The 22,267-nt window shown below is 73.4% G+C and carries 28 protein-coding genes; 18 read left to right on the top strand and 10 right to left on the bottom strand.

Annotated features, from left to right (window positions below; genetic code table 11):
- Positions 1–42 precede the first annotated feature (42 nt).
- Positions 43–1,083 (bottom strand): PHP domain-containing protein, encoded by a 1,041-nt coding sequence (locus FRZ03_RS07265; RefSeq protein WP_146464325.1) that lies wholly within the window; start codon positions 1,081–1,083, stop codon positions 43–45.
- Positions 1,084–1,194: 111 nt separating this feature from the next.
- Between FRZ03_RS07265 and FRZ03_RS07260 the strand changes: the two genes are divergently transcribed.
- Positions 1,195–2,001, top strand: coding sequence for an SDR family oxidoreductase (locus tag FRZ03_RS07260; RefSeq protein WP_146464324.1), 807 nt, complete (start codon positions 1,195–1,197; stop codon positions 1,999–2,001).
- 62 nt (positions 2,002–2,063) lie between these two features.
- Entirely contained in the window at positions 2,064–2,309 is a 246-nt protein-coding gene (locus FRZ03_RS07255; protein ID WP_146464323.1) for a hypothetical protein, read from the top strand.
- 9 nt (positions 2,310–2,318) lie between these two features.
- Here FRZ03_RS07255 and FRZ03_RS07250 read toward each other — a convergent pair whose 3' ends face one another.
- A complete protein-coding gene (locus FRZ03_RS07250) occupies positions 2,319–3,563 on the bottom strand; it encodes a lectin (protein ID WP_146464322.1) in 1,245 nt (414 codons plus the stop codon).
- Positions 3,564–3,814: 251 nt separating this feature from the next.
- On the opposite strand from FRZ03_RS07250, the gene FRZ03_RS07245 reads away from it, so the two are divergent.
- From FRZ03_RS07245 to FRZ03_RS07215, 7 genes are all read left to right on the top strand, one after another.
- On the top strand, positions 3,815–4,009 hold the full coding sequence (locus tag FRZ03_RS07245; RefSeq protein ID WP_146464321.1) for a hypothetical protein: 195 nt from the start codon (positions 3,815–3,817) through the stop codon (positions 4,007–4,009).
- A complete protein-coding gene (locus FRZ03_RS07240; protein WP_146464320.1) occupies positions 4,006–4,458 on the top strand; it encodes a monovalent cation/H+ antiporter complex subunit F in 453 nt (150 codons plus the stop codon). The genes FRZ03_RS07245 and FRZ03_RS07240 overlap by 4 nt, the downstream gene beginning before the upstream one ends.
- 27 nt (positions 4,459–4,485) lie before the next feature.
- On the top strand, positions 4,486–4,746 hold the full coding sequence (locus tag FRZ03_RS07235; protein ID WP_146464319.1) for a hydrogenase subunit MbhD domain-containing protein: 261 nt from the start codon (positions 4,486–4,488) through the stop codon (positions 4,744–4,746).
- The gene (locus tag FRZ03_RS07230; RefSeq protein WP_146464318.1) at positions 4,743–5,483 is read left to right on the top strand and encodes an MnhB domain-containing protein; all 741 of its coding nucleotides are present in this window, start codon (positions 4,743–4,745) and stop codon (positions 5,481–5,483) included. Before FRZ03_RS07235 ends, FRZ03_RS07230 begins: the two co-directional genes overlap by 4 nt.
- A 5-nt stretch (positions 5,484–5,488) precedes the next feature.
- Positions 5,489–5,839: a sodium:proton antiporter gene (locus tag FRZ03_RS07225; RefSeq protein WP_146464394.1), complete on the top strand. Its 351-nt coding sequence runs from the start codon at positions 5,489–5,491 to the stop codon at positions 5,837–5,839.
- Complete coding sequence (locus FRZ03_RS07220) at positions 5,839–7,608, top strand: complex I subunit 5 family protein (protein ID WP_146464317.1); 1,770 nt, start codon at positions 5,839–5,841, stop codon at positions 7,606–7,608. Before FRZ03_RS07225 ends, FRZ03_RS07220 begins: the two co-directional genes overlap by 1 nt.
- A gap of 121 nt (positions 7,609–7,729) precedes the next feature.
- Positions 7,730–8,674, top strand: a complete 945-nt coding sequence (locus FRZ03_RS07215; RefSeq protein WP_146464316.1) for a ribose-phosphate diphosphokinase — start codon at positions 7,730–7,732, stop codon at positions 8,672–8,674.
- Between the two features lie 8 nt (positions 8,675–8,682).
- On the opposite strand, the gene FRZ03_RS07210 is transcribed toward FRZ03_RS07215, so the two are convergent.
- Both FRZ03_RS07210 and FRZ03_RS07205 read right to left on the bottom strand, forming a co-directional pair.
- Positions 8,683–9,102: an anti-sigma factor antagonist gene (locus FRZ03_RS07210; protein WP_146464315.1), complete on the bottom strand. Its 420-nt coding sequence runs from the start codon at positions 9,100–9,102 to the stop codon at positions 8,683–8,685.
- Between the two features lie 89 nt (positions 9,103–9,191).
- Positions 9,192–10,142 (bottom strand): NADP-dependent oxidoreductase, encoded by a 951-nt coding sequence (locus FRZ03_RS07205; protein ID WP_146464314.1) that lies wholly within the window; start codon positions 10,140–10,142, stop codon positions 9,192–9,194.
- 128 nt (positions 10,143–10,270) lie between these two features.
- Here FRZ03_RS07205 and FRZ03_RS07200 point away from each other — a divergent pair, with 128 nt between their 5' ends.
- Positions 10,271–11,131 (top strand): hypothetical protein, encoded by an 861-nt coding sequence (locus FRZ03_RS07200; protein WP_146464313.1) that lies wholly within the window; start codon positions 10,271–10,273, stop codon positions 11,129–11,131.
- 100 nt (positions 11,132–11,231) lie between these two features.
- Entirely contained in the window at positions 11,232–11,696 is a 465-nt protein-coding gene (locus FRZ03_RS07195) for a pyridoxamine 5'-phosphate oxidase family protein (protein WP_146464312.1), read from the top strand.
- Between the two features lie 75 nt (positions 11,697–11,771).
- Here the strand turns inward: FRZ03_RS07195 and FRZ03_RS07190 are convergent, their stop codons facing one another.
- Together FRZ03_RS07190 and FRZ03_RS07185 are read right to left on the bottom strand one after the other, a co-directional pair.
- Entirely contained in the window at positions 11,772–12,086 is a 315-nt protein-coding gene (locus tag FRZ03_RS07190; RefSeq protein ID WP_146464311.1) for a DUF4235 domain-containing protein, read from the bottom strand.
- A gap of 28 nt (positions 12,087–12,114) precedes the next feature.
- The gene (locus tag FRZ03_RS07185) at positions 12,115–13,131 is read right to left on the bottom strand and encodes a glutathione S-transferase family protein (RefSeq protein ID WP_146464310.1); all 1,017 of its coding nucleotides are present in this window, start codon (positions 13,129–13,131) and stop codon (positions 12,115–12,117) included.
- A 21-nt stretch (positions 13,132–13,152) separates the two neighbouring features.
- Here FRZ03_RS07185 and FRZ03_RS07180 point away from each other — a divergent pair, with 21 nt between their 5' ends.
- Complete coding sequence (locus FRZ03_RS07180; protein ID WP_146464309.1) at positions 13,153–14,217, top strand: cation diffusion facilitator family transporter; 1,065 nt, start codon at positions 13,153–13,155, stop codon at positions 14,215–14,217.
- 81 nt (positions 14,218–14,298) lie between these two features.
- On the opposite strand, the gene FRZ03_RS07175 is transcribed toward FRZ03_RS07180, so the two are convergent.
- Complete coding sequence (locus FRZ03_RS07175; RefSeq protein WP_146464308.1) at positions 14,299–14,748, bottom strand: nitroreductase family deazaflavin-dependent oxidoreductase; 450 nt, start codon at positions 14,746–14,748, stop codon at positions 14,299–14,301.
- 219 nt (positions 14,749–14,967) lie between these two features.
- Between FRZ03_RS07175 and FRZ03_RS07170 the strand changes: the two genes are divergently transcribed.
- The 5 genes from FRZ03_RS07170 to FRZ03_RS07150 all read left to right on the top strand — a co-directional run bounded on the left by FRZ03_RS07170 (position 14,968) and on the right by FRZ03_RS07150 (position 18,209).
- A complete protein-coding gene (locus FRZ03_RS07170) occupies positions 14,968–15,426 on the top strand; it encodes a nuclear transport factor 2 family protein (protein WP_146464307.1) in 459 nt (152 codons plus the stop codon).
- A gap of 174 nt (positions 15,427–15,600) precedes the next feature.
- Entirely contained in the window at positions 15,601–16,830 is a 1,230-nt protein-coding gene (locus FRZ03_RS07165) for a cytochrome P450 (RefSeq protein ID WP_146464306.1), read from the top strand.
- A gap of 12 nt (positions 16,831–16,842) precedes the next feature.
- Positions 16,843–17,061, top strand: coding sequence for a ferredoxin (locus tag FRZ03_RS07160; protein ID WP_146464305.1), 219 nt, complete (start codon positions 16,843–16,845; stop codon positions 17,059–17,061).
- Between the two features lie 144 nt (positions 17,062–17,205).
- Positions 17,206–17,748 (top strand): flavoprotein, encoded by a 543-nt coding sequence (locus FRZ03_RS07155; RefSeq protein WP_146464304.1) that lies wholly within the window; start codon positions 17,206–17,208, stop codon positions 17,746–17,748.
- A gap of 83 nt (positions 17,749–17,831) precedes the next feature.
- Complete coding sequence (locus tag FRZ03_RS07150; RefSeq protein WP_146464303.1) at positions 17,832–18,209, top strand: nuclear transport factor 2 family protein; 378 nt, start codon at positions 17,832–17,834, stop codon at positions 18,207–18,209.
- 38 nt (positions 18,210–18,247) lie between these two features.
- Here the strand turns inward: FRZ03_RS07150 and FRZ03_RS07145 are convergent, their stop codons facing one another.
- The 3 genes from FRZ03_RS07145 to FRZ03_RS07135 form a co-directional block, all read right to left on the bottom strand.
- Positions 18,248–19,105 (bottom strand): hypothetical protein, encoded by an 858-nt coding sequence (locus FRZ03_RS07145; RefSeq protein WP_261398652.1) that lies wholly within the window; start codon positions 19,103–19,105, stop codon positions 18,248–18,250.
- A 163-nt stretch (positions 19,106–19,268) separates the two neighbouring features.
- Positions 19,269–20,108, bottom strand: a complete 840-nt coding sequence (locus tag FRZ03_RS07140) for an SDR family NAD(P)-dependent oxidoreductase (protein WP_146464302.1) — start codon at positions 20,106–20,108, stop codon at positions 19,269–19,271.
- 186 nt (positions 20,109–20,294) lie between these two features.
- Positions 20,295–21,140 (bottom strand): endo alpha-1,4 polygalactosaminidase, encoded by an 846-nt coding sequence (locus tag FRZ03_RS07135; RefSeq protein ID WP_146464301.1) that lies wholly within the window; start codon positions 21,138–21,140, stop codon positions 20,295–20,297.
- A 140-nt stretch (positions 21,141–21,280) separates the two neighbouring features.
- On the opposite strand from FRZ03_RS07135, the gene FRZ03_RS07130 reads away from it, so the two are divergent.
- Positions 21,281–22,249, top strand: a complete 969-nt coding sequence (locus FRZ03_RS07130; protein ID WP_146464300.1) for an aldo/keto reductase — start codon at positions 21,281–21,283, stop codon at positions 22,247–22,249.
- The last annotated feature ends 18 nt before the right edge of the window (positions 22,250–22,267 follow it).

Below are 22,267 nucleotides of genomic sequence, written 5' to 3'. Positions count from 1 at the left end.
CCCTCTCTGCGGGACTTTCTCGTTCCGGTCCCGGGTACCACGTCACGCCCCCGCCACGCGTGCCGGCACCCGGCCGTGCCGCGTCCAGCCCAGCAGCTCGTCGGCCGACCACGTGGTCACCACCCGCTCGGCGGGCACCCCGCACTCCTCCGCGCGGGCGCAGCCGAGGATCTGCCAGTCCAGCTGGCCGGGCGCGTGCGCGTCGGTGTCGATCGAGAACAGCGTCCCCGCGGCCACGGCCCGGCGCAGCAGCCGCCGGGGCGGGTCCAGCCGTTCGGGCCGGCTGTTGATCTCCACCGCCGTACCGGACTCGGCGCAGGCGGCGAACACCTCGTCCGCGTCGAACCGCGACTCCGGCCGCCCCCGGCCCGTGACCAGACGCCCGGTGCAGTGCCCGAGGACATCGGCGTGCGGATCGCGTACGGCGGTCACCATCCGCCGGGTCATCGCGTGGGCGTCCATCCGCAGTTTGGAGTGCACGGAGACGACGACCACGTCCAGCCGCGCCAGCAGTTCGGGCTCCTGGTCCAGGGAGCCGTCGTCGAGGATGTCGCACTCGATCCCGGTCAGCAGCCGGAACGGCGCCCAGCGCGCGTTCAGCTCCGCCACCACGTCCAGCTGCTCGCGCAGCCGCTCGGGCGACAGGCCCCGGGCCACGGTCAGCCGCGGGGAGTGGTCGGTGAGCGCGGTCCACTCATGGCCGACGGCGGCCGCCGCCCGCCCCATCTCCTCGATCGGGCTGCCCCCGTCGGACCAGTCCGAGTGGGTGTGGCAGTCGCCGCGCAGCAGGGCCCGCAGCGCCGACCCGGGCCCCTCGGCGGCGCCGCCCTCGGCCTCCTCCTCCAGCTTGCGCAGATACCCCGGCACCTCCCCGGCCAGGGCCTCCCGTACCACCTGGGCGGTCTTCGGCCCGACCCCTTTCAGCCCCTCCAGCGTGCCGTCGGCCGCCCGCGCCGCCACCTCCCCGGGTCCGAGAGCGCCGAGCACCCGGGCAGCCGTGCGAAAGGCCCGCACCCGATAGGTCGGCGCCAGCGCCCGCTCCAGCAGAAACGCGATCCGCTCCAGGGCGGCAACGGGATCCATGCAGCCAAGGCTGCCTCAGCGCCCCGCACCCCGCGCGCCCGCCCGTTTTGCCGGTCGGCCCCCGGGTACTGCGGTGACTCGTCCGGGAGCCGACCACCAAGGAGACACACCATGCCCGCATCCCCGGCCCGGCGCCGCACGGCCATCGTCACCGGCGCGGACTCCGGCATCGGCCGGGCCACCGCCGTACGACTGGCCGAGGCGGGCCTGGACGTCGGCATCACCTGGCACACCGACGAGCAGGGCGCCGAGGAGACGGCGCGGGAGATCCGCGAGAAGGGCCGCACCGCCGCCGTCGCCCGGCTGGACCTGACCCGGCTGCCGGGGGCCGCCGACACCGTGGACGAGCTGTGCGACACGCTCGGCCGGCTCGACGTGCTGGTCAACAACGCCGGCACGGGCACCAGCACGCCCTACCTCGACCTCACCCTGGAGGACGTCCGCCGGGTCCTCGACGTCGATCTCGTCGGCCCGTTCCTGTGCGGGCAGCGGGCGGCCCGGCACATGATCCGGCAGGGCGACGGCGGCCGGATCGTCAACGTCACCTCCGTGCACGAGCACCAGCCCCGGGTGGGCTCCGCCCCCTACTGCGCGGCCAAGGGCGGGCTCGGGCTGCTCACCCAGGTGATGGCCCTGGAGCTGGCCGAGCACGGCATCACGGTGAACGCGGTCGCGCCGGGCGAGATCGCCACCCCGATGACCGGACAGGAGGACACCGACGTCCACGGCGTGCGCCGCCCCGGGGTGCCGCTCGGGCGGCCGGGCGACGCCCGCGAGGTGGCGGCCGTGATCGCCTTCCTCGCGGGCCCGGAGGCCTCCTACGTCACCGGCGCCTCCTGGAGCGTCGACGGCGGCATGCTCCGCATGGGACCGCAGGCCGGCTCCCATCTGACCAGCGACGACTGGCGCCGCCCGTGAGCGCGGACGGCGCCCGGTGCGCGGCGACCCGTCGGCGGGTGTTCCGTCCTAACCTGAATTGCATGACCGAACAAGCAGCTCCCCACATCTGCCAGCCACGGGTCCTGGTGCTCGGCGTCTGCCCGGGGAGGCCGGGCGAGCCGCCCTTCCGGGTCGTGGAGATCGACAAGGAGGTGATCGGCGAGGCGAGGACCGTCACCGACGTCCTGGAGGCCGCCGCGGCTCACGGCATCACCATCCACGACCTCGACGACCCGGACGTGGTCCGCTGGGTCGGTGGCGACAAGTACACCTGGAAGCTGCACTGAGCCGTCCGCTCAGCCGACCGTCCACTTCTGGTTGGCCCCGCCCGTGCAGGTCCAGATCTGCAGCCGTGTCCCGTTGGCCGAGTTGTTCCCGGTGACGTCCAGGCACTTGTTCGCCTGTGGGTTGACGATGTCGTGCGCCCCGGTGACCGTCCACTTCTGGTTGGCCCCGCCGGTGCAGTCCCACAGCTGGACCGTGGAGCCGTCCGCCGTGCCCCGGTCGGTCACGTCCAGGCACTTGCCGAGCGCCCGGATCGTGCCGTCCGAGCCGACCGTCCAGGACTGGGCCGCGGTGCCGTTGCAGTCGTAGAGCTGGACCGGGGTGCCGTTCGCGGAGTTCGCGCCCGCCACGTCCACGCACTTGCCGGCCAGTCCCCGGATCGGGACCCCTGCCGCGCTGTCGGTGGTCGTGACGGACACCGAGTCCACCACCAGCTGCGCCGGGAACGGGGTGCCGGCGTCCGGGTCGCCGGGCCAGTAGCCGCCGACCGCCAGGTTCAGGATCAGGAAGAACGGCCGGTCGTTGTAGACCCAGGTCTTGCCGCCGAGGTCGGCGGGCGTGCGCCGCTCGTAGACGTTCCCGTCCACGGACCAGGTGATCGAGTCGGGCGCCCAGTCCACGGCGAAGGTGTGGAAGCCGTCCGCGAAGGCCTGCCCGTTCGGCAGGGAGTAGGCGGCGCCGATGCCGCCCGAGCCGGAGTAGCCGGGGCCGTGGATGGTGCCGTGCACGGTCCCGGGCTCGAAGCCGACGTTCTCCATCACGTCGATCTCACCCGAGTCCGGCCAGTTCACCGGGGTGCCCAGCATCCAGAACGCGGGCCACATGCCCTGCCCGCGCGGGATCTTCATCCGGGCCTCGACATGGCCGTACCGCGCGGTGAACTTCCCGGAGGTGTTCAGCCGGGCCGAGGTGTACTGGCAACTGCCGTACCAGCACTGGTAACCGGCCGGGTTCTCCTTGCGGGCCGTGATGACCAGATGGCCCTGCCCGTCCAGGGCCGCGTTGCCGGTGCCGGAGGTGTAGTACTGCCGCTCGTGGTTGTTGACGTTGTCGCCCGTCTCCAGCGTCCACTTCGAGGAGTCGACCGGCGAGCCCGCGGGCCCGTCGAAGGTGTCGGAGAAGGCGGTCACGGTCGCGGCGGGCGCGGCGGCCGGGTCGGCGGGTCGCGCGTGCGCCGGGCCGGCGGCGGCCGAGCCGATCAGCGCGGCGGACAGGGCCGCGAACAGACATCTGCGCAGCAGGCGGGGGGAGGCCATGGCGCTCCGATCGTGGGGGTCGTGGGGGAAGATTTCCTGGTTGATTTAAGGAGTGAGATAAGGGGGCGTCAAGAGGCCGGTGCAGACCCGCACTTGAGAGGGCCGACCGTGTCCGCGGTTTCCGTTCACGCTCCCGGGGCACTCCGCTCGCGGACCCGCGTGCCGCCGCCCCGCCAGGGGCCCGGCGGTGCTTGGATGCACGAGCGGCGAAGCGGACACACCGCCGCGAACCGGAGACGAGGAGGTGACGGATGGACCGGCGCACGACACCTCGTACGGTCCTTCTCGTCGTTGGGGAACTCCTCGCCTGGTGGGCCGCGTTGACCCTGCTCTGGCTGGTGCTCATCAGCAGCGTCTACCCCCTGGAGTGGATCGTGGGCGCGAGCGTCGCCGCCGCGGGCGCGCTGCTGGCGCGGGCCGGCCGGCGGGCGGTGAGCTGGCGGTGAACGGCTGGGTCCTGGCGGCCACCGTCGAACTGGCCGGGGGAGGAGCGGCCGCCCTGTGGGGCGTGACCACCGGACCGACCGCCCGCCGCGTCGTCGCCCAGAACCTCACGACCGCGGCCCTGTGCCCGGCGCTGCTGCTGCTCGCCCAGGGGTACGGCCGCCCCTCCTACGTCGACCTCGCCCTGCTGCTCGCCCTGCTCGGCCCGGTCGGCACCCTGGTCTTCGCCCGGCTGCTCCACGAGGACCTGGAAGGACAGCGGCCGAGCGCCTGGGGGCTGACCTACGCCGTGGCCGCGATGGGTGCCGTGGTCGTGGCCGCCGTGTGCGCGGCCACCGGCCCGGGCCGGGCCATGGTGAAGCTGCTGGTGATCGGCGCCCTGCTGGTCGGCGGCAACCTGATCGCCTCACGGGCCCTGTCGGGCGCCTTCCGGGGGGTGCGCGGTGGCTGATCCGGCGCCCGGGACGGGAGCGGTGGCATGGACGAAGCCGTGATCCTCGTGGCCCTGCTGCTGGTGGCCGGCGCGGCCACCGCGGCCGTGGCCCAGCGCGACCCCGCCCGCCAGGCGCTGGTGCTCTCCGTCCTCGGTGTCCTGCTCGCCGTGCTGTTCACCGTGCTCCAGGCCCCCGACGTCGGCCTGTCCCAGCTCGCGGTGGGCGCCGTCCTCACCCCGCTGCTGGTCATGCTGTCGGTCCGCAAGATCCGCCGCCGCGGCCGGGACCGGGACGGTGCGCGGTGAGCCGGCGGCTGCGGCTGTGGCTGCTGGCCCTGGGCGGCGCCGGCCTCGCCGCCCTGCTGGCCGCCGCCTGCCTCGACCTGCCCGGATTCGGCGGCCGTGCCCACCCCTACGGCACCCGCGCGGTGCACGCCTCCCTCACCCGGCACACCGCCAACACCATCGCCTCCGTCAACTTCGACCAGCGCGCCTACGACACCCTCGGCGAGACGAGCATCCTGTTCGCCGCCGTCCTCGGCTGCGTGGTGCTGCTGCGCCAGGCCCGCGACGAACACCGGGCCCGCCCCGAACCCGCGCGGGTCGCCCTGCCGGTACGCCGCTACGCGCTGCTCGTGATGCCCGTCGCCCTGGTCTGCGGCCTGTACGTCATCGCCCACGGCCAGCTCAGCCCCGGCGGCGGCTTCCAGGGCGGGGTGGTCACCGCGACCGCCCTGCACCTGCTGTACCTGGGCGCCGACTACCACGCGCTCGAACGCATCCGCCCGCTCGGCGTCTTCGAGACCACCGACGCCCTCGCCGTCTGCGCCTACCTGGTGCTGGGCCTCGCCGCCCTCCTGGCCGGGACCGCGTTCCTCGCCAACACGCTGCTGCCGTACGGCACGTTCAACACGCTGTCGTCCGGCGGCACCGTCCCGCTGCTGAACGCGGCCGTCGGCATGGAGGTGGCGAGCGCGGTCGTCGTCCTGCTCGCCAACTTCCTCGACCAGGCCGTCGAGATCGAGGAGGAGAGCGCAGGGTGAGCACCGTGACGCAGGTCCTGCCGTACCTGGTCGCCGCCTACGTCTTCCTGACCGGCGCCTACGGCCTCGCCACCAGCCGCAATCTGATCCACGCCGTGGGCTGTCTGTCGGTGTGCCAGGTCTCCACGTACATCCTGCTGCTGGCGGTCGGCTACCGGTCGGGCGGCACCGCGCCCGTCTTCTCGGACATCAAGCCCGGCTCCCGGCCGGTGGTGGACCCGGTGGTCCAGGCCCTCACGCTCACCGACATCGTCGTCGGCGCCACCGTCACCGCCCTGCTGCTCGCCCTGGTCCTGCAGATCGTCAAACGGCACGGCACCGTCGACCCCGACGAACTGCGGGAGCTGCGCGGCTGATGCGTCATCTGCTTCCGCTCCTCGTCGCGGTGCCGCTGCTCGGGGCCGCGCTGCTGGCCGCCGCGGGCCGCAGACTGCCCCGCGCCGCCGCCGAGCTGACCGGCATCGCCGCCGCCGCCGTGACGGCCGCGCTCTCCCTCGTGCTGCTGCTGGGCTCCTCGCCGCCGATGGTCGAATGGGTCGGCGGCTGGGAGCCCGTCGGCGGCGAGAGCGTCGGCATCGAGGTGATCGGGGACGGCCCGTCGCTCGGCATGGCGGCGCTCGTCTCCCTGCTCGCCCTCTCGGCCCTCGCCTACTCCTGGCGCTACTTCGACGAGCCGCCGCGCGGCCACGCCGGTTCGTTCCCCGCGCTGATGCTGGTCTTCCAGGGCGCCATGTGCGGATTCGCCATCGCCGGGGACCTGTTCAACGCCTTCGTCTTCTTCGAGCTGATGAGCGTGGTGGCCTACGCCCTGACCGGCTACCGCATCGACGAGGCCAAGGCGGTCCAGGGGGCGCTGACCTTCGGCGTCGTCAACTCGCTCGGCGCGTACGGCATGCTGGCGGGCATCGCCCTGCTGTACGCCCGCACCGGTGAGCTGTCCATGACGAAGATCGGCCGGGGCCTCGACGGCGCCACCGGGCACGGCGGGCCGGACGCCCTGGTCCTCGCCGCCTTCGTGCTGGTGTTCACCGGGCTGCTGGTGAAGGCGGCCACCGTGCCCTTCCACTTCTGGCTCCCCGACGCCCACGCGGTCGCCCCCACCCCGGTCTGCATGCTGCTGTCCGGTGTGATGGTCGAACTCGGTGTGTACGGCGTCTGGCGCGTCTACGGAACCGTCTTCGCCGGACCCGGCGGCATCCCGGCCGCCGACCTGACCCGCGCCCTGCTGACGCTCGGCGTGCTCACGGCCGTCACCGGTGCCGTCATGTGCTGGTACCAGCGGCACATCAAACGGCTGCTCGCCTTCTCCACCATCGCCCACACCGGCCTGTTCCTCGTCGCCGTCGGCGTGCTCACCCCCGAGGGCGACGACGGGGCCGCCCTGTACATCCTCGGCCACGCCGGGGTGAAGGCCGCGCTGTTCGCCTGTGCGGGCGCCCTGCTGGACCGGTTCGGCAGCGTGGACGAGCACGCGTTGCACGGCCGGGCGGGCCGGCTGCGGGCCACCGCCGTGCTGTTCGCCGTCGGCGGTCTCGCCCTCGCGGGCCTGCCGCCGTTCGGCACCGGGCTGGGCAAGGCGGTCAGCGAGGAGGCGGTCGGCGGCCCGCTCACCGTGGTGTACGTGGCCGTCTCCGCGCTCACGGCGGCCGCGGTGCTCCGGGTGACCGCCCGTGTCTTCTTCGGCCTCGGGCCGCCCCCCGAGGACACCGACGCGTACGAGACCAGCGGCTCGGAGGAGGAGCCCGAGACCTCCGGGCTGGTCGGCCGGGTGCCGGACACCATGACCACCGTCGCCGCCGTGCTGCTGGCCGCCGCGCTCGCCGTGGGCACCGTCCCGGGCTTCGGCGACCTCGTGGCCCGCTCGGTCGACGAGGCGGGCTCCGGCGGCGCCCGGGCCTCGGCCGCCTGGACCGCGCACGGCGTGTTGCTCGGCCTGCTCTCCGCCGTCCTCGCCGTGGCCCTCGCCGCCGTCACCGTCACCCGGCCGCGCCGCCCGGCCGCCCCGGCCTGGACCACGCCCCTGCGCCGCCTCCAGTCCGGCCATGTCGGCGACTACGTCGCCTGGCTCCTGGTCGGTGCCTCGCTGCTGGCCGCGCTGGCCCTGCCCGGTGTGCTCGGCGGCTGACCGGGCCGCCTGTGCCGCGGGCGGCGAACGCCCTGGGCCCCGCCCCGGTCACGGGCCCCACCGCGGCCTCGGCCAGTAGCATGAGGGCGGCAGCCCGGAATGATCATGCGAGGAGCAGATCGTGCGCGACATCGCCGTCTTCAGCGGCAGTGCCCACCCCGACCTGGCCGAGGAGGTCTGCGCCCACCTCGGTGTGCCGCTCAGCCCCACGCGGATCAGCCGGTTCGCCAACGACTGCCTGGAGGTCCAGCTCCAGGCCAACTGCCGGGAACGGGACGTCTTCCTGATCCAGCCGCTGGTCAAGCCGGTGCAGGAACACCTGGTGGAGCTGCTGCTGATGTGCGACGCGGCCCGGGGCGCCTCCGCCTCCCGGATCACCGTCGTCATGCCGCACTACTCCTACGCCCGCTCGGACAAGAAGGACGCCCCCCGCATCTCCATCGGCGGACGGCTGGTCGCCGACCTCATGGTGGCGGCCGGCGCGAGCCGGGTCCTCGCCATGACCCTGCACTCCCCGCAGGTGCACGGCTTCTTCTCGGTGCCCGTGGACCATCTGCACGCGCTGCGCGAACTGGCCGACCACTTCCGGCAGTACGACCTGTCGCGCACCACGGTGGTCTCCCCGGACCTCGGCAACGCCAAGGAGGCCGCCGCCTTCGCCCGGCGCATCGGCGCACAGGTGGCCGCCGGCGCCAAGCAGCGGTACGCGGACGACCGGGTGAGCATCAGCTCCGTCATCGGCGAGATCGCCGGGCGGGACGTCATCGTGCTGGACGACGAGATCGCCAAGGGCAGCACCGTGCTCGAACTCCTGGATCGGCTGAGGGAGTTGGGTCCCCGCTCGATCCGGGTGGCGTGCACGCACGGGCTGTTCGCCTCCGGGGCCCTCAAGCGCCTTGGCGAGCAGCCCGACGTGCTGGAGATCGTCTGCACCAACACCGTGCCGATTCCCGCCGACGAGCACACCGACAAGCTGCGCGTGCTCTCCATCGCCCCGGCCCTCGGCGAGGCGGTGCGGCGCATCCACAACGGCGAGTCCGTCAGCGCCCTGTTCGAGGAGGGCTGAGCACGGGCTCACCGTGAACCGGACGCGGCCCCGGCCTGCTCCAGGGCCGCGTCCGGGGTGGCGTGCGGCGGCAGCAGCCGGGACAGGCCCGTCACTCGCAGCACGCGCAGGGTCAGCGGATGGGTGCACACCAGGTGCAGCCGTCCGTCGCCCTCCTGGAGGCGGGCCCGCGCCCGGTAGAGCAGGCGCAGCCCCGAACAGTCGAAGAACTCCACGAGCCGCAGATCGACCACGACCCGCGCGCCGGGGCGGGCGGTGACCCGGTCCAGGACCGGGAGGATCTCCGCCGCCGCACTGATGTCGATCTCGCCCCGGAACTCCAGGACGGTGTGCGCACGATAGGCGTACACGCGCAGATGCCGGGTGAGGGACACGGGTTCCCGTCGCACCTCGGCATCACCTCCCACCCGCACCCGGACGTCGGTCATCGATCGTCAAGTTACCCTCGATGGAAGGAATTTGAGCATGTTCGATTGACATATGTCTTGCGGTTTGAAGCGTGTCCCGCCGGGGCGGCTCAGTCGACCAGCAGCACCAGCTTCCCCGTGGTGCGCCCGGTCTCTCCCTGTTCGTGCGCCTTCGCGGCATCCGCCAGCGGGTACGTCCCCGCGACCGTCGCCCGCAGCTTCCCGGACTCCACCAGCTCCGCGACCGACCGCATTCCGGCCCGGTCGGCGTCCACCAGCATCCGTACCGCCCGTACCCCGAGCCGCTCGGCCTCGTCGAACAGCTCACGGGAACCCACCGGCAGGATGGAGACCAGGACCCCGCCCGGCCGCAGCATCCGCAGCGAGCGCAGGGACGTCTCCCCGCCGAGGGTGTCCAGGACCACGTCCACGTCCCGCACCGTCTCCGTGACATCGGTGGACCGGTAGTCGACGGGCTCGTCCACGCCGATCTCCCGCAGGAAGTCGTGCTTGCCCGCGCTCGCCGTGCCGATCACGTACGCGCCGCGTGCCTTGGCGATCTGCACGGCCACGTGCCCGACCCCGCCGGCCGCCGCGTGGATCAGCACCCGCTGTCCCGGCCGCAGGTCGGCCTGCTCCGTCAGCGCCTGCCAGGCGGTCAGCGAGACGAGCGGCAGCGCACCCGCCTGGGTGTGGTCGACCGAGGCCGGCTTGTGCCACAGGGCGCGGACCGGGGCGATCACGTACTCGGCGTGCGAGCCGTGCCCGAAGGGGTAGGGCAGCATGCCGAACACCTCGTCGCCGGGCCGGAAGGCGGCCACGCCGACCCCCGTCGCGGCGACCTCCCCGCAGACGTCCCAGCCGAGCACGAACGGCGGCTCGCCCAGGAACCCGCCGGTGGCCCGGTGCTTCCAGTCGGTGGGGTTGACCCCGGCGGCCCGCACCCGGACCAGTACCTCGTTCGGCCGCGGCTCGGGCCGCTCCAGGCGTACTTCCTTCAGCACCTCGGGACCGCCGAGGACGTCCTGGCCGATGGCTCGCATGGTGTTCACGTCGCTCATGGTCTCCCAGCCTGCCTCGCCGCGCGCGTTCGGGAAACGGCACCATGGTCCGAGTTTCGTCCGACAACCTTCCGGGCCGCTCGGGTGTCCAAGAGCCGTACGGATCGGGGAGTGAAGGGGGCGGGCGCATGCGCGCGGGACTGGTCACGGTGGTGCTGGCGGGCCTGACGGCCGTACTGGTGAGCGGCTGCGGCCACGAGGACGGCCCCCGAGCGGACCTGGTGGTACGGGGCACCCCGCCCGCGACGCCGTACCGGGGACCCCTCCACGTCCCCGTCAAGAACGTCGACGGCAGCGGCCCCGAAGAGCTGCTGTCGGTCTCCGGGGCGGCCGGGCGGGCGCTGGAGTGCGACGGCCGTATCTTCGACGGCACCGGGCCCGACGGCTGGAGCGAGTCCGACGGCGGCGCCACCCCCGAGCAGGGGCTCGCGCTCTACTTCCGCATGCTCCAGCCGGAACTGCCCGACCGCGGTTACCGCGTGGAGCGCCGTGCGGCCGACCGGGTGCTGTACTCCCTGGACGTCGGCGGCCGTACCAAGGCGGCCGTCGTGGTGGCCAAGGACCAGCCGGACCGGCCCGGCTGGGGCCCCGAGACCAGCGCCTCCTGCGATCCGGCCGAACTCCCGGCGAGCTTCACGGACACCACCGGCCGCGAGATCTGGACCGGCCGCGACGGCAGGAGGGTGGCGGTGACCACGCTGGAGAGTTCGCCGGGACCGGAGCACTGCGGCTGGGAATCCGCCCACTTCCTGGACATGGGCCGACGGCAATACGCCCGCGACCCCGAGGGCGTCCTCACCGGCGCGGGCCTGCTCACCGCGCCGTACCGGGGCCGGGTGGGGGACCTGCCCGCCGGCGCGTACGACACCGGGTACCGCTACCACGACTGGCGGCTCTGGCTCACCCCCGACCGGGCCACGGCCTACGTCCGTACCGCACACGGTGTGGAGGCATGGCCCCTGCTGAAGCCGCGGGTCGGCTGCAAATGACGCCCGGCGGCGACGCACCGGCGCTTCTCCATATCGTGCGCCGACGTGTCCCCGGCGGCCACACTGGACGGCACCCGTCACTTCCTGGAGGCCGAACGCGATGACCCCGCCGCCCGCCCGCACCGCCGAGCAGCGCAAGAAGGACACCTTGCACCGGCTGGACCACGACGTCGACGCCTGGGTGGCCACGGCCGGACCCGACGGCGGCGCGCCCTACCTGGTGCCGCTGTCGTTCGTCTGGGACGGCGCGGTGCTGCTGTTCGCCACCCCCGCCGACAGCCCCACCGGCCGCAACCTGGTCGCCACCGGCCGCGCCCGGCTCGGCATCGGCCCGACCCGGGACGTCGTCCTCGTGGAGGGCAGCGCCCAGGCGGTCACGCCCGAGGACCTGCCCGAGGAGGACGCCGAGGTCTTCGCCGGCAAGACCGGCTTCGACCCCCGCCTCCTCAGCACCCGCTATCTGTACTTCCGTGTCGTCCCCGACCGCATCCAGGCCTGGCGGGAAGCGAACGAGCTGCCCGGACGCGATCTGATGCGCGGGGGCGACTGGCTCCTCACCGACTGACCCCGCCCTGCCTCCGGCAGGGACCGGCCGGGGCAGGGAGGCCAGGAGCAGCTGGGGCCGCCCCCGACCGCGGGCTCAATCCTTGCCCTCCTTGCCGTCCTTGTCGTCGGCCACCGGCCACACCCCCGTCGACCGGGCGATGGCCTTCGCGCCGGTGCGGTCCACGGCGGTGCGCACGACCGCGAAGATCGCGCCCTGGACCGCCGCGGCCAGCAGGATCTCGCCCCAGCCGCGTTCCTGGTCCAGGGCGGTGGGCGCGTCGTCCTCGTGACGCATCGCCTTCCACGCCTGTTTGAAGGCGAGACCGGCGACCGCGCCGCTCACCCAGCTGAGCGCGAAGCCGATCGGCTGGTAGACGAAGGGGAGCTTTTTCTTCTTCGACTTGGACATAGCTGACTACTTCCTTGTCAAGAGAACCTCATGCGGCCCGGCCCAGGGAGGCCACTCGTTCGCCCGGGGGCACCGGCCCCGGGGGCGTACCGTCGCCGAACGGCCGGCCGCCCAGCTGCTCGCGGTGGTGCGGACTCAGCCAGCCCGCGAGATCCGGGCCGAGCGGCACGATGCCGGTCGGATTGATGCCGGTGTGCACCTGGTAGTAGTGCCGTTTGATGTGGTCGAAGTCGACCGTGTCACCGAACCCCGGCGTCTGGAACAGGTCCCGCGCGTACGCCCACAGCACCGGATCCTCCGCCAGCTTCCACCGGTTGCACTTGAAGTGGCCGTGGTACACCGGGTCGAACCGGACCAGCGTGGTGAACAGCCGGATGTCCGCTTCCGTGAGGGTGTCCCCGACCAGATACCGCTGTCCGGACAGCCGTTCGGCGAGCAGTTCCAGCCGCCGGAAGACACCCTCGCACGCCTCCTCGTACTCCTGCTGGTGCGTGGCGAAACCGGCCCGGTACACCCCATTGTTGACGTCCCGGTACACCTCGGCCATCACCGCGTCGATCTCGTCGCGCCGGTCCGCCGGGTACAGGTCGGGGGCGCCCGCGCGGTGCAGCGCCGTCCACTCGGTGGCGAGGTCCAGGGTGAGCTGCTGGTAGTCGTTGGTCACCAGCCGCCCGCTGGGCACGTCCACCACGGCGGGCACGCTCACCCCGCCCGGGTAGCCGGTCTCCCGGCGGTCGTAGGCCTCGCTCAGGTAGCGGATGCCGAGGACCGGGTCCCGGCCGTCCGGATCGAGGGTGAACCGCCAGCTGCGGTCGTCCTGGATCGGGTCGGCCACCGCCATCGACAGCGCGTCCTCCAGCCCCAGCAGCCGGCGGGAGATCACCGCCCGGCTCGCCCACGGACACGCCCGGGACACCACCAGCCGGTAGCGCCCCGCCGCCACCGGCCAGCCGTCCGAGCCGTCCGCCGTGATCCGGTCCCGGAAGTGGCTGCGCGACCGGCTGAACGTCTTGTGGCCGTAGGCGCGATTGCCGTCACCGCCCATGTCTCCTCCTCACCGCGGGAGATGATCCCCCGAAGCACCGACTTCCCCGTTTCCGGCCGAGCGCACGGTGTGATCCGCCCGCTTCGGGGGCAACCGGCCGAGGTGAGCGAACCATCACCGCGAGACCAACAGGGCGCACGCGCCGACCGGCGTACCCGGATCACCGTCCTCGTCGCCCTCGCCGCCAATCTGCTGATCGCCGTCGCCAAGGCCGTCGGCGGTGTCCTCTCCGGCTCGCCCGCGCTGCTGTCGGAGGCCGCGCACTCCGTCGCCGACGGGTTCAACGAGGTGTTCCTGCTGGCCGCCCTGCGCCGCAGCCGCCGCCCCGCCGACCGCCGGCACCCCTTCGGCTACGGCAAGGAGCGCTTCTTCTGGTCCCTGCTCGCCGCCGTCGGGATCTTCGTGATGGGCGGCTGCTTCTCCTTCTTCCAGGGCGTCGAGGCCCTGCGCCAGGGCGCCCGGGAGACGACCGGCGGCTATGTGGCGGGTCTGACCGTGCTGGGCGTGGCGCTGCTCGCCGAGGGCGCCTCGCTGCTGCGCGCCCTGTACCAGGTGCGCCGCCGGGGCGGCGGCCGGGCCGCGCTGCGCGACCCGGCGCTGCGCACCGTGGTCGCCGAGGACGGCACGGCCGTGCTCGGTGTGACCCTGGCGATCGCCGGCATGGCCGCGCACCTGGCGACCGGTCAGGTCGTCTGGGAGGCGTCCGCCTCGCTCGCCATCGGCGCGCTGCTGGTGTACGTCGCCTACCGGCTCGGCCGCGAGGCCCGCGACCAGCTCATCGGCGAGGCAGCCGACCCGGAGCTGAGCGGACGGATCCACGCGCTGCTGCGGGCGCAGCCGGAGATCGACTGCGTGGCGGCGCTGTTCACCATGCGGCTGGGCCTCGACTCCACCCTGGTGGCCGCCCGGATCGACCTCGTGCCCGGCCTGGACAGCGAACGGGTCGAGGAGGCCGCCGACCGCATCAAGCGCTCCCTGGCCGCGACGTTCCCGGCCGCCGACCAGATCTTCCTCGACATCACCGACCGCCCGGCCGGCGGGACAGGACAGAGCCCCGCCGCGACGGGGGAACGCGGCGGGGCCTGATCGCACGACTGCCCGCCCACAAGCGGCTTCACACCTGCCGGGCGGAGAATTCTCCGGAACGGGCCGCGGCGCGGCCCCCGGTCAGCTCTCCTCGACCCGCTCCAGCACGAAGACCGGGATCTCCCGGTCCGTCTTGCGCTGGTAGTCGGCGTACGGCGGGAACGCGGCCACCGCCCGCTCCCACCACTGGGCCTTCTCCGCCCCGGTGACCTCGCGCGCCCGCATGTCCTGCCGCACCGGGCCGTCCTGCAGCTCGGCCCGCGGATCGGCCTTGAGGTTGAAGTACCACACCGGGTGCTTCGGCGCGCCGCCCTGCGAGGCGACCACCGCGTACGCGCCCTCGTGCTCCACCCGCATCAGCGGTGTCTTGCGGATCTTCCCGCTCTTGGCGCCCCGGGTGGTCAGCACGATCACCGGCAGCCCGGTGTCGCGCAGCGTGGTTCCCTCCGTACCGCCCGAACTCTCGTACAACTCGACCTGCTCGCGCACCCACTGCTCAGGGCTGGGCTCGTACTCACCCTCGAGAGGCATGGATCAATCCCCTTCGTCGCTCCAACGGCTGGTCCGTCACCCGGCTTCAACACCGGACGCCGGGTGAATCATCCGTACCGTGCTTCCCCGCCGGCGACGCCCCCACGCCGGGCGGGATGACAACTCGAACAAGATCACTACCCGCCGGATGATCGCGTCACCCGCCCGCTCCCGGCACAGTGGTGTCGCCGTGACCGCCCTTTCCCCGGAGCACCCGCCTTGCCGACCGGCCACGCCCGCGACACCCGCGCCACCGTCCACGAACTCCTCGCCAGGATCGACGAGGGGGAGCCGGACCGGATCGCCGAGCTGTACGCCGACGACTGCGACTGGCGGCTGGACTGGCCCGAGGACGAGCACGGCCGCCCGGACACCCCGTGGATCCGGCACCGGGCCACCCGCGCCGACGCGGCCGCCCACTACCGGGAGCTGGCCGCCCACCACGTCCCCGAGAAGGCGGCCACCACGGTCGAGCGCATCCTGTTCGACGGCGAGGACGCGGTCCTGCTCGGTGTGCTGCGGCAGACCGCCGCACCGACCGGCCGGTCCTACGCCGCCCGGTTCGCGCTCCATCTGACGGTCCGCGACGGCCTCGTCGTACGCCACCACGTCTACGAGGACAGCCTCGCCGTCGCCCGCGCCTTCGCCCCGCCCGCCGGGGGCATCCGGCTGCCCTGAGCCGTCCCGCCGCCGCGCGGCCCGCCGAATGGCCGGATCCGGTTCCCCGCACCTTCGCGGATCAGACAGATCGGGGAGAACATTGAAGTGGCCGAACTTGCCGTCGCTTCATAGGTGCCTGAGGCATCTAATGAAGATCGGCACGAGGCACTTCTTCGTCTGCGAGGTCTTTCCATGACGGAACTGACGGACATCACCGGACCGGCGACCCCGGCCGACCCCGTCGCCTTCCCCCAGGACCGCACCTGTCCCTACCACCCGCCCACCGGCTACGCCCCCCTGCGCGAACAGCGTCCCCTGGCCCGCGTCACCCTGTACGACGGGCGCGAGGTCTGGCTGGTCACCGGGCACGCCGCCGCCCGCGCGCTGCTCGCCGACCCCCGGCTGTCCAGCGACCGCCGACGCCCCGAGTTCCCGGTGCCCACGGCGCGCTTCGCGGGCATCCGCGACCGCCGGGTCGCCCTGCTCGGCCAGGACGACCCCGAGCACCAGCGGCAGCGGCGGATGATGATCCCGTCGTTCACCGTCAAGCGCGCGAGCGGGCTGCGGCCCGCCATCCAGCGGATCGTGGACGGGCTGCTGGACACGATGATCGAGAAGGGGCCGCCCGCCGAGCTGGTCTCCGCGTTCGCGCTGCCCGTACCGTCGATGGTGATCTGCGACCTGCTCGGCGTGCCCTACGCCGACCACGAGTTCTTCGAGGAGCAGTCCCGGCGGCTGCTGCGCGGTCCGACCGCCGAGGACACCCGGGCCGCCCGCGCCCGCCTGGAGGAGTACCTCGGCGGGCTGATCGACGCCAAGCAGCGGGAGTCCGAACCGGGCGACGGCGTCCTCGACGAGCTGGTCCACCAGCAGCTGGCCCAGGGCACGCTGGATCGTGCCGAGGTCGTGCTGCTCGCGGTGATCCTGCTGGTCGCGGGCCACGAGACCACCGCCAACATGATCTCCCTCGGCACCTACACCCTCCTGGAGAACCCCGCTCGGCTGGCCGAACTGCGCGCCGACCCGACGCTGCTGCCCGCAGCGGTCGAGGAGCTGATGCGGATGCTGTCCATCGCCGACGGGCTGGCGCGGGTGGCGCTGGAGGACATCGAGTTCGACGGCACCACCATCCGGGCCGGCGACGGCGTCTTCTTCTCCACCTCGGTGATCAACCGGGACCCGGGCCGGTACGAGGACCCGGACGTCCTCGACTTCCACCGCCCCGCCCGCCACCACGTGGCGTTCGGCTTCGGCATCCACCAGTGCCTGGGCCAGAACCTGGCCCGGGCGGAGCTGGAGATCGCCCTCGGCACCCTGCTCACCCGGCTGCCCGGCCTGCGGCTGGCCGTACCCGCCGACACCATCCCGTTCAAACCCGGCGACACCATCCAAGGGATGCTGGAACTCCCCGTGACCTGGTAAGAGGCTCAGCTCATGCACATCGAGATCGACAAGGACATCTGTATCGGCGCGGGGCAGTGCGCGCTGACCGCGCCGGGCGTGTTCACCCAGGACGACGACGGCTTCAGCATGCTGCTCCCCGGCCGCGAGGACGGAGCGGGCGATCCCCTGGTCCGCGAGGCCGCCCGTGCGTGCCCGGTGGGCGCGATCACCGTGACGGACTCCGCACCGGCACGGACCCAGGCGAACTGACGGGCCGGACGCCCCCGCCACCCCGGACGGCGGGGCGGGGGCGTCCGCACCGGCGAGGGGGCCGGCCCCGCGCCCGCAAAGGGGGACCGGCCGCCAGGTGCCTGCGGCACCCCGCGGACGGCCGTCGCTCGATACGCTTCCCGGGTGACCGAACATGCCGGAACACGCGAGAGGCCCTTCCTGTACGTCGTCGTCTGCGCGGCCGGGATCGCCGCGGGCGTCAGCAAGCTGATCACGGCCGCGCAGGAGCGGGACTGGGAGGTCGGCGTGATCGCCACACCGGTGGCGACGGGCGGGTTCTTCGACATCGCGGCGGTGGAGGCGCAGACCGGCCGCATCGTACGGTCGGCGTGGCGCTCACCGGCCGACCCGCGCCCGTTTCCGCCGCCGGACGCCGTGGTGGTGGCGCCGGCCACCTTCAACACCGTCAACAAGTGGGCGGCGGGCATCGCCGACACCCTCGCCCTCGGCACCCTGTGCGAGGCCGCGGGACTCGGCGTGCCCATCGCCGTGCTGCCCTGCGTCGCCGGGGCGCTGGCCGCCCACCCCGCCTACCGGGACAGCCTGGCGCGGCTGCGCGGGATGGGCGTCCGCTTCGGGGACCCGTACTCCGGTGAGCCGGGGCCGGACGGCAGCCGCCCGGAGTTCGCCTGGACCGTGGCTCTGGACCTGCTGGAGCGGTCCTAGGTGTGCTGTCCCGGAACGGTCGACCGCGATCGGAAGGCGGCTCGCGGGCCGGGCGCACGCGAAACGGCTGGTATTACTGGGGCATGCAGGAAGAGATTGCACGCTCCGCGATCGACACGTTCATCTCCGCGTTCAACGCCTCGGACGACAGCTATGTGACCGCCCTGCTCTCCCAGGCCCTGACCTCGGACGTGGTCTTCTGGGGGCCGTTGGGTCGCAGCGAGGGAATCGAGGCGGTCGAGCGGTTCGTGCTGGACATCCGGCGCCACCCGGCGGGGACCGGCACGATGGTCCGCTGCTCGGCGGTGGACATGCCGGACGAGTGGGCCCGGTACCAGTGGGTCTTCACCACGCCGGACGGCGGCCCCCGCCTGGCCGGAACGGACGTCGTCCACCTGCGGCGGAGCCTCATCGACCAGGTCATCGTCTTCGCGGGGGAGATCGAACCGTCCGCCTCCTGAGTCATCCTCGCGCCGCTGTCCTCCTCCGGCACCCGCTCCTAGACACAGGTCACCTTCGGTCCCTCCAGCATGCCGCCGGTCTCCAGGTCCTGGCCGTTCGGCATCCAGTAGCCGAGCTTGGACACCACCGTGGAGCAGGTGCCGCCGACGGTGACGCGGACCGTCACCCGCTCCGGGTGGCCGGGCTGCAATTCGGTCAGCGCGCAGTCCAGGGAGGAGGGCAGCCGGGTCTTCGCCGGGTACGCGCCGACCAGCGGGTTGACGCAGCGGGCGTCGGAGGTGGCGATCCGTACGCCGGTGCCCGCCTCGCCGATCAGCCCGAACCGTCCGCTGCCGTCGCCCTCCTCGCTGTCCCGGCGGACGGTGTAGGTCAGCGTGGTGGTGGCGTTGCGGGCGAGCGCCGCCCGGTCGACGGTGATGGCGTGAGTGGGCTCCGCCCTGGGATCGGTCAGGGTCAGGGTGGCCCGCACCGTGCCCGTGAGATCGACCCCGGCGGGCGCGGACCGCACCCGCACGGTGGCCGTGATGTCGTACGTGCCGGGCCCCGGATAGACGACCGAGCCGGACAGCGTGCCGGCGGCCAGGGTCTTCCCCGAGCGGGCGGCCGTCCAGGTGCCCTCGCTGCGGCAGTTGTAGCGGACGCGGGTGCCCGCCCGGCCGCAGGAGGCGGGGGCGGAGACGGAGAACCGCGGGGTCCCGCTGCCCGCGCACAGCGAGACCACGGCGTGCCGGCCGTGGTCGCCGCGCAGGGTGCCGGCGACGGCGCAGAGGGTGGCCGGCTGCCCGGCCTTCGGGGCCGCCGCGGTGGCGGGCCCGCCCCAGGCGGGGGTGACGAGGGCCAGGGGCAGCAGCGCCGCCCCGGCCAGGGCCTTCAGCGTGGTCGGATGGGTCGGCACCGCGTTCCTCCCGGACGGCCGCGACCGGCCGGACGCCGGTCGCCTGCGGTCGAGGATCGTCCGGCGGGGGGACCGCCGGCCGCCTCCCACGCCGGAGGGTCACCTGGCGGCAGCAACACAGAGGCCCCGAAGGCCGGATTGCCGGCGGCGGCACCGGTTCGGCTCAGTCGTGTGCGCGCTCCGCGGCACGGTAACGAGGGGCCAGGGCGGTGCCGGAGCCGTCGCGCACGGCCAGTTCCGCCTCGGCCAGCCGGGCCACGGCCGCGGGCTCGGACAGACCGGGCACGCAGACCACCTCCCCGGTCTCCAGGGCGGCGAGGGAGGCGGTGACGACGTCGGCCGGGGCCATGCCGCCCTCGGCGTGGACCCGGGCCTCCCCCTCGACGGGCGCCGCACCCGTGCCCAGGTGGAACTCGGTGGCGGTGAGCCCGGGGCAGACGACCTGAACGCCCACCGGGGTTCCGGCCAGTTCGGCGGCGAGGGTCCTGGTGAACGTCACCATGTACCCCTTGGTGCCCCCGTACACGGCCCGCTGGGGGAGGGGGCCGGGCGGCAGGGCGCCGGCGAACGCCAGCAGGGAGGCGACGTTGACGACGGCGCCGCGGCCCCGCGCCACCATGCCGGGGACGGCGGCGCGGGTCAGCACCGTCGGCGCCACGACGTTCACGTCGATCACCTTGGTGAGCAGGGCGGGGTCGACCTCGGCGAAGGGCCCGTAGCCGTTGATCCCGGCGTTGTTCACCAGGAGCGCCACGTCGTCCGCGGCGACCCGCTCGGCGACCCGGGCGAGGTCCGAGGACCGCGCGAGATCGGCCACCACCGGCTCCACCGCCGCCCCGGTCTCCGTTCGCAGCCGCCGCGTCAAGGACTCGAGCCGCTCGGCGCGCCGGGCCACCAGCACCAGGTTCCAGCCGCGCCGCGCCAGCCGGACGGCGTACTCGGCGCCGATTCCGGACGAGGCCCCCGTCACCACGGCCGAGCCCGCCGTCCCGTCCTGTCCCATGGTCGAACCCCTTCGCTCGGTGCCGACGCCGCCCGACGGCCGGAAACCAGCCGGGTGACCGAAGCCCCGCCCCGCGAAACCCGGGACGGGACACGGCGACCCTTGTACCGCGCGGCCGCCGGGGGCTGCGGCCGGGGGTGGACCGCGGGGAGGCACCCCGCCTGTGCCTGTCCGGTTCCGCGTTCCTCAGCGCGTCGCGCGGACGTAGCCCGTGCTGCCCGGCGTGGTGACGTCGCGGTCGCGGCGGACGATGCTCAGCCGGTCGCCCCAGGCCGCGAGGGCCTTGCGCAGGCCCCCGGCGGTGTACTCGATGTCCACCACCCGGTCCGCGAACGCCTTCGCGTACACCCCGCACTCGCCGTACTGGCCGCACTCCTCCGCCACCGCGAAGTCCAGTCCGGCCCGGCGCCGCTGTCCGGCCAGTTCGGCGGTGTTCTTCTGGGCGATGGCCAGGTGCCGGGCGTGCGCGTGACGGGAGAGCAGGGCCATGAAGGCCGTCGCGTCGGACGCGTCGAGCAGTCCGCGGGAGCGGGTGTAGCTGTCGTAGTTGTCCGGCTCCACCGCGTCGAAGCCCTTGCGCGCGCAGCCGTCGATCCAGCGGTTCACCCGTCGCGCCACCCGTTCGCGCTTGGCCGGGGTGCCGATGTCCAGCAGCGCCTCGTTCCAGTCCCGGTCGATGACGACCCCGCCGTGCGCGTCGCGCAGCAGCAGGTCGCGCGGCCAGGCGCCGCGCTCGTCGGGCTGGGCCTGGAAGGCGTTGACGTAGCAGATGTTGTACAGGCCGGGCGCGGGCGCGTCGGACCGGTCGCGGCTGACGATCCGCACTCCGGCCGGCGGGGGATAGGCACCGCCGATCTGGTAGTCGAACCCGGCGTGCCGGGGCGGCAGCCGGACGGCGGCCGGCTTCGCGGAGCCGGCCTCGCCGGACGCGGCGCAGCCCGCCAGCGCCGAGACGGCGATACCGAGGGCCAGTGACAGGGCGCCGGTGGTCCTGGCCGGACCGGTGGCGCGAAAGACACCCCAAAGGGGCACGTCCGCTCCTTCCTGCCCACGCCGGGCGGCGCGGCACGTGTCAGGATCAAAGCGTCTGCGTCCCGAGGCCGTCAAGCCGGTGCCGGGCCACGTCGTAGGCTCGGGGGTGATCACCCGTCCCGAAGGCAGGAGCAGCAACGATGCAGTATGTGAAGCTCGGTTCGACGGGCCTGGACGTCTCGCGCGTCTGTCTGGGCTGCATGACCTACGGACTGCCGGACCGCGGCAACCACGAGTGGACCCTGGACGAGGAGGCCTCCCGTCCGCTGATCCGGCAGGCGCTGGACGCGGGGATCAACTTCTTCGACACCGCCAACGTCTACTCGGACGGCACCAGCGAGGAGATCGTCGGCAAGGCCCTCAAGGACTTCGCGCACCGCGACGAGATCGTGCTGGCCACCAAGGTGCACGGCCGGATGCGGCCGGGTCCCAACGGCGGCGGGCTGTCCCGCAAGGCGATCATGACCGAGATCGACCACAGCCTGCGCCGCCTCGGCACCGACTACGTCGACCTCTACCAGATCCACCGCTACGACCACGAGACGCCGATCGAGGAGACGATGGAGGCGCTGCACGACGTGGTCAAGGCGGGCAAGGCCCGCTACATCGGCGCCAGCTCGATGTACGCGTGGGAGTTCTCCAAGGCGCAGTACACGGCCGAGCGGCACGGCTGGACGAAGTTCGTCTCCATGCAGAACCACTACAACCTGCTCTACCGCGAGGAGGAGCGGGAGATGCTGCCGCTCTGCGCGGACCAGGGCGTCGGAGTGCTGCCGTGGAGCCCGCTCGCCCGGGGCCGGCTCACCCGTGACTGGGGCACCGTCACCGACCGCAGCGAACACGACGCCTTCGGCGGGAGGCTGTACCAGGACAGCGACCGCGCGATCGTGGAGGCGGTCACCCGGATCGCGGACGAACGGGGCGTGCCGCGCGCTCAGGTGGCGCTGGCCTGGCTGCTGCACCAGTCCACCGTGACCGCGCCGATCGTCGGCGCCGGCAAGCCGCGGCATCTCGAGGACGCGGTCGCGGCCGTCGAACTCACCCTGTCCGACAAGGAGATCGAGGAGCTGGAGCGGCCCTACGCGCCGCACGCCGTCAGCGGCCACTGAGCCGGCCGCGCTCCGGGC

It is taken from the genome of Streptomyces misionensis, assembly GCF_007896895.1.
Lineage (GTDB): Bacteria > Actinomycetota > Actinomycetes > Streptomycetales > Streptomycetaceae > Streptomyces > Streptomyces misionensis_A.
The sequence above is the reverse complement of the archived record's forward strand: the minus strand, read 5'-3'. Positions and strand labels throughout refer to the sequence as shown.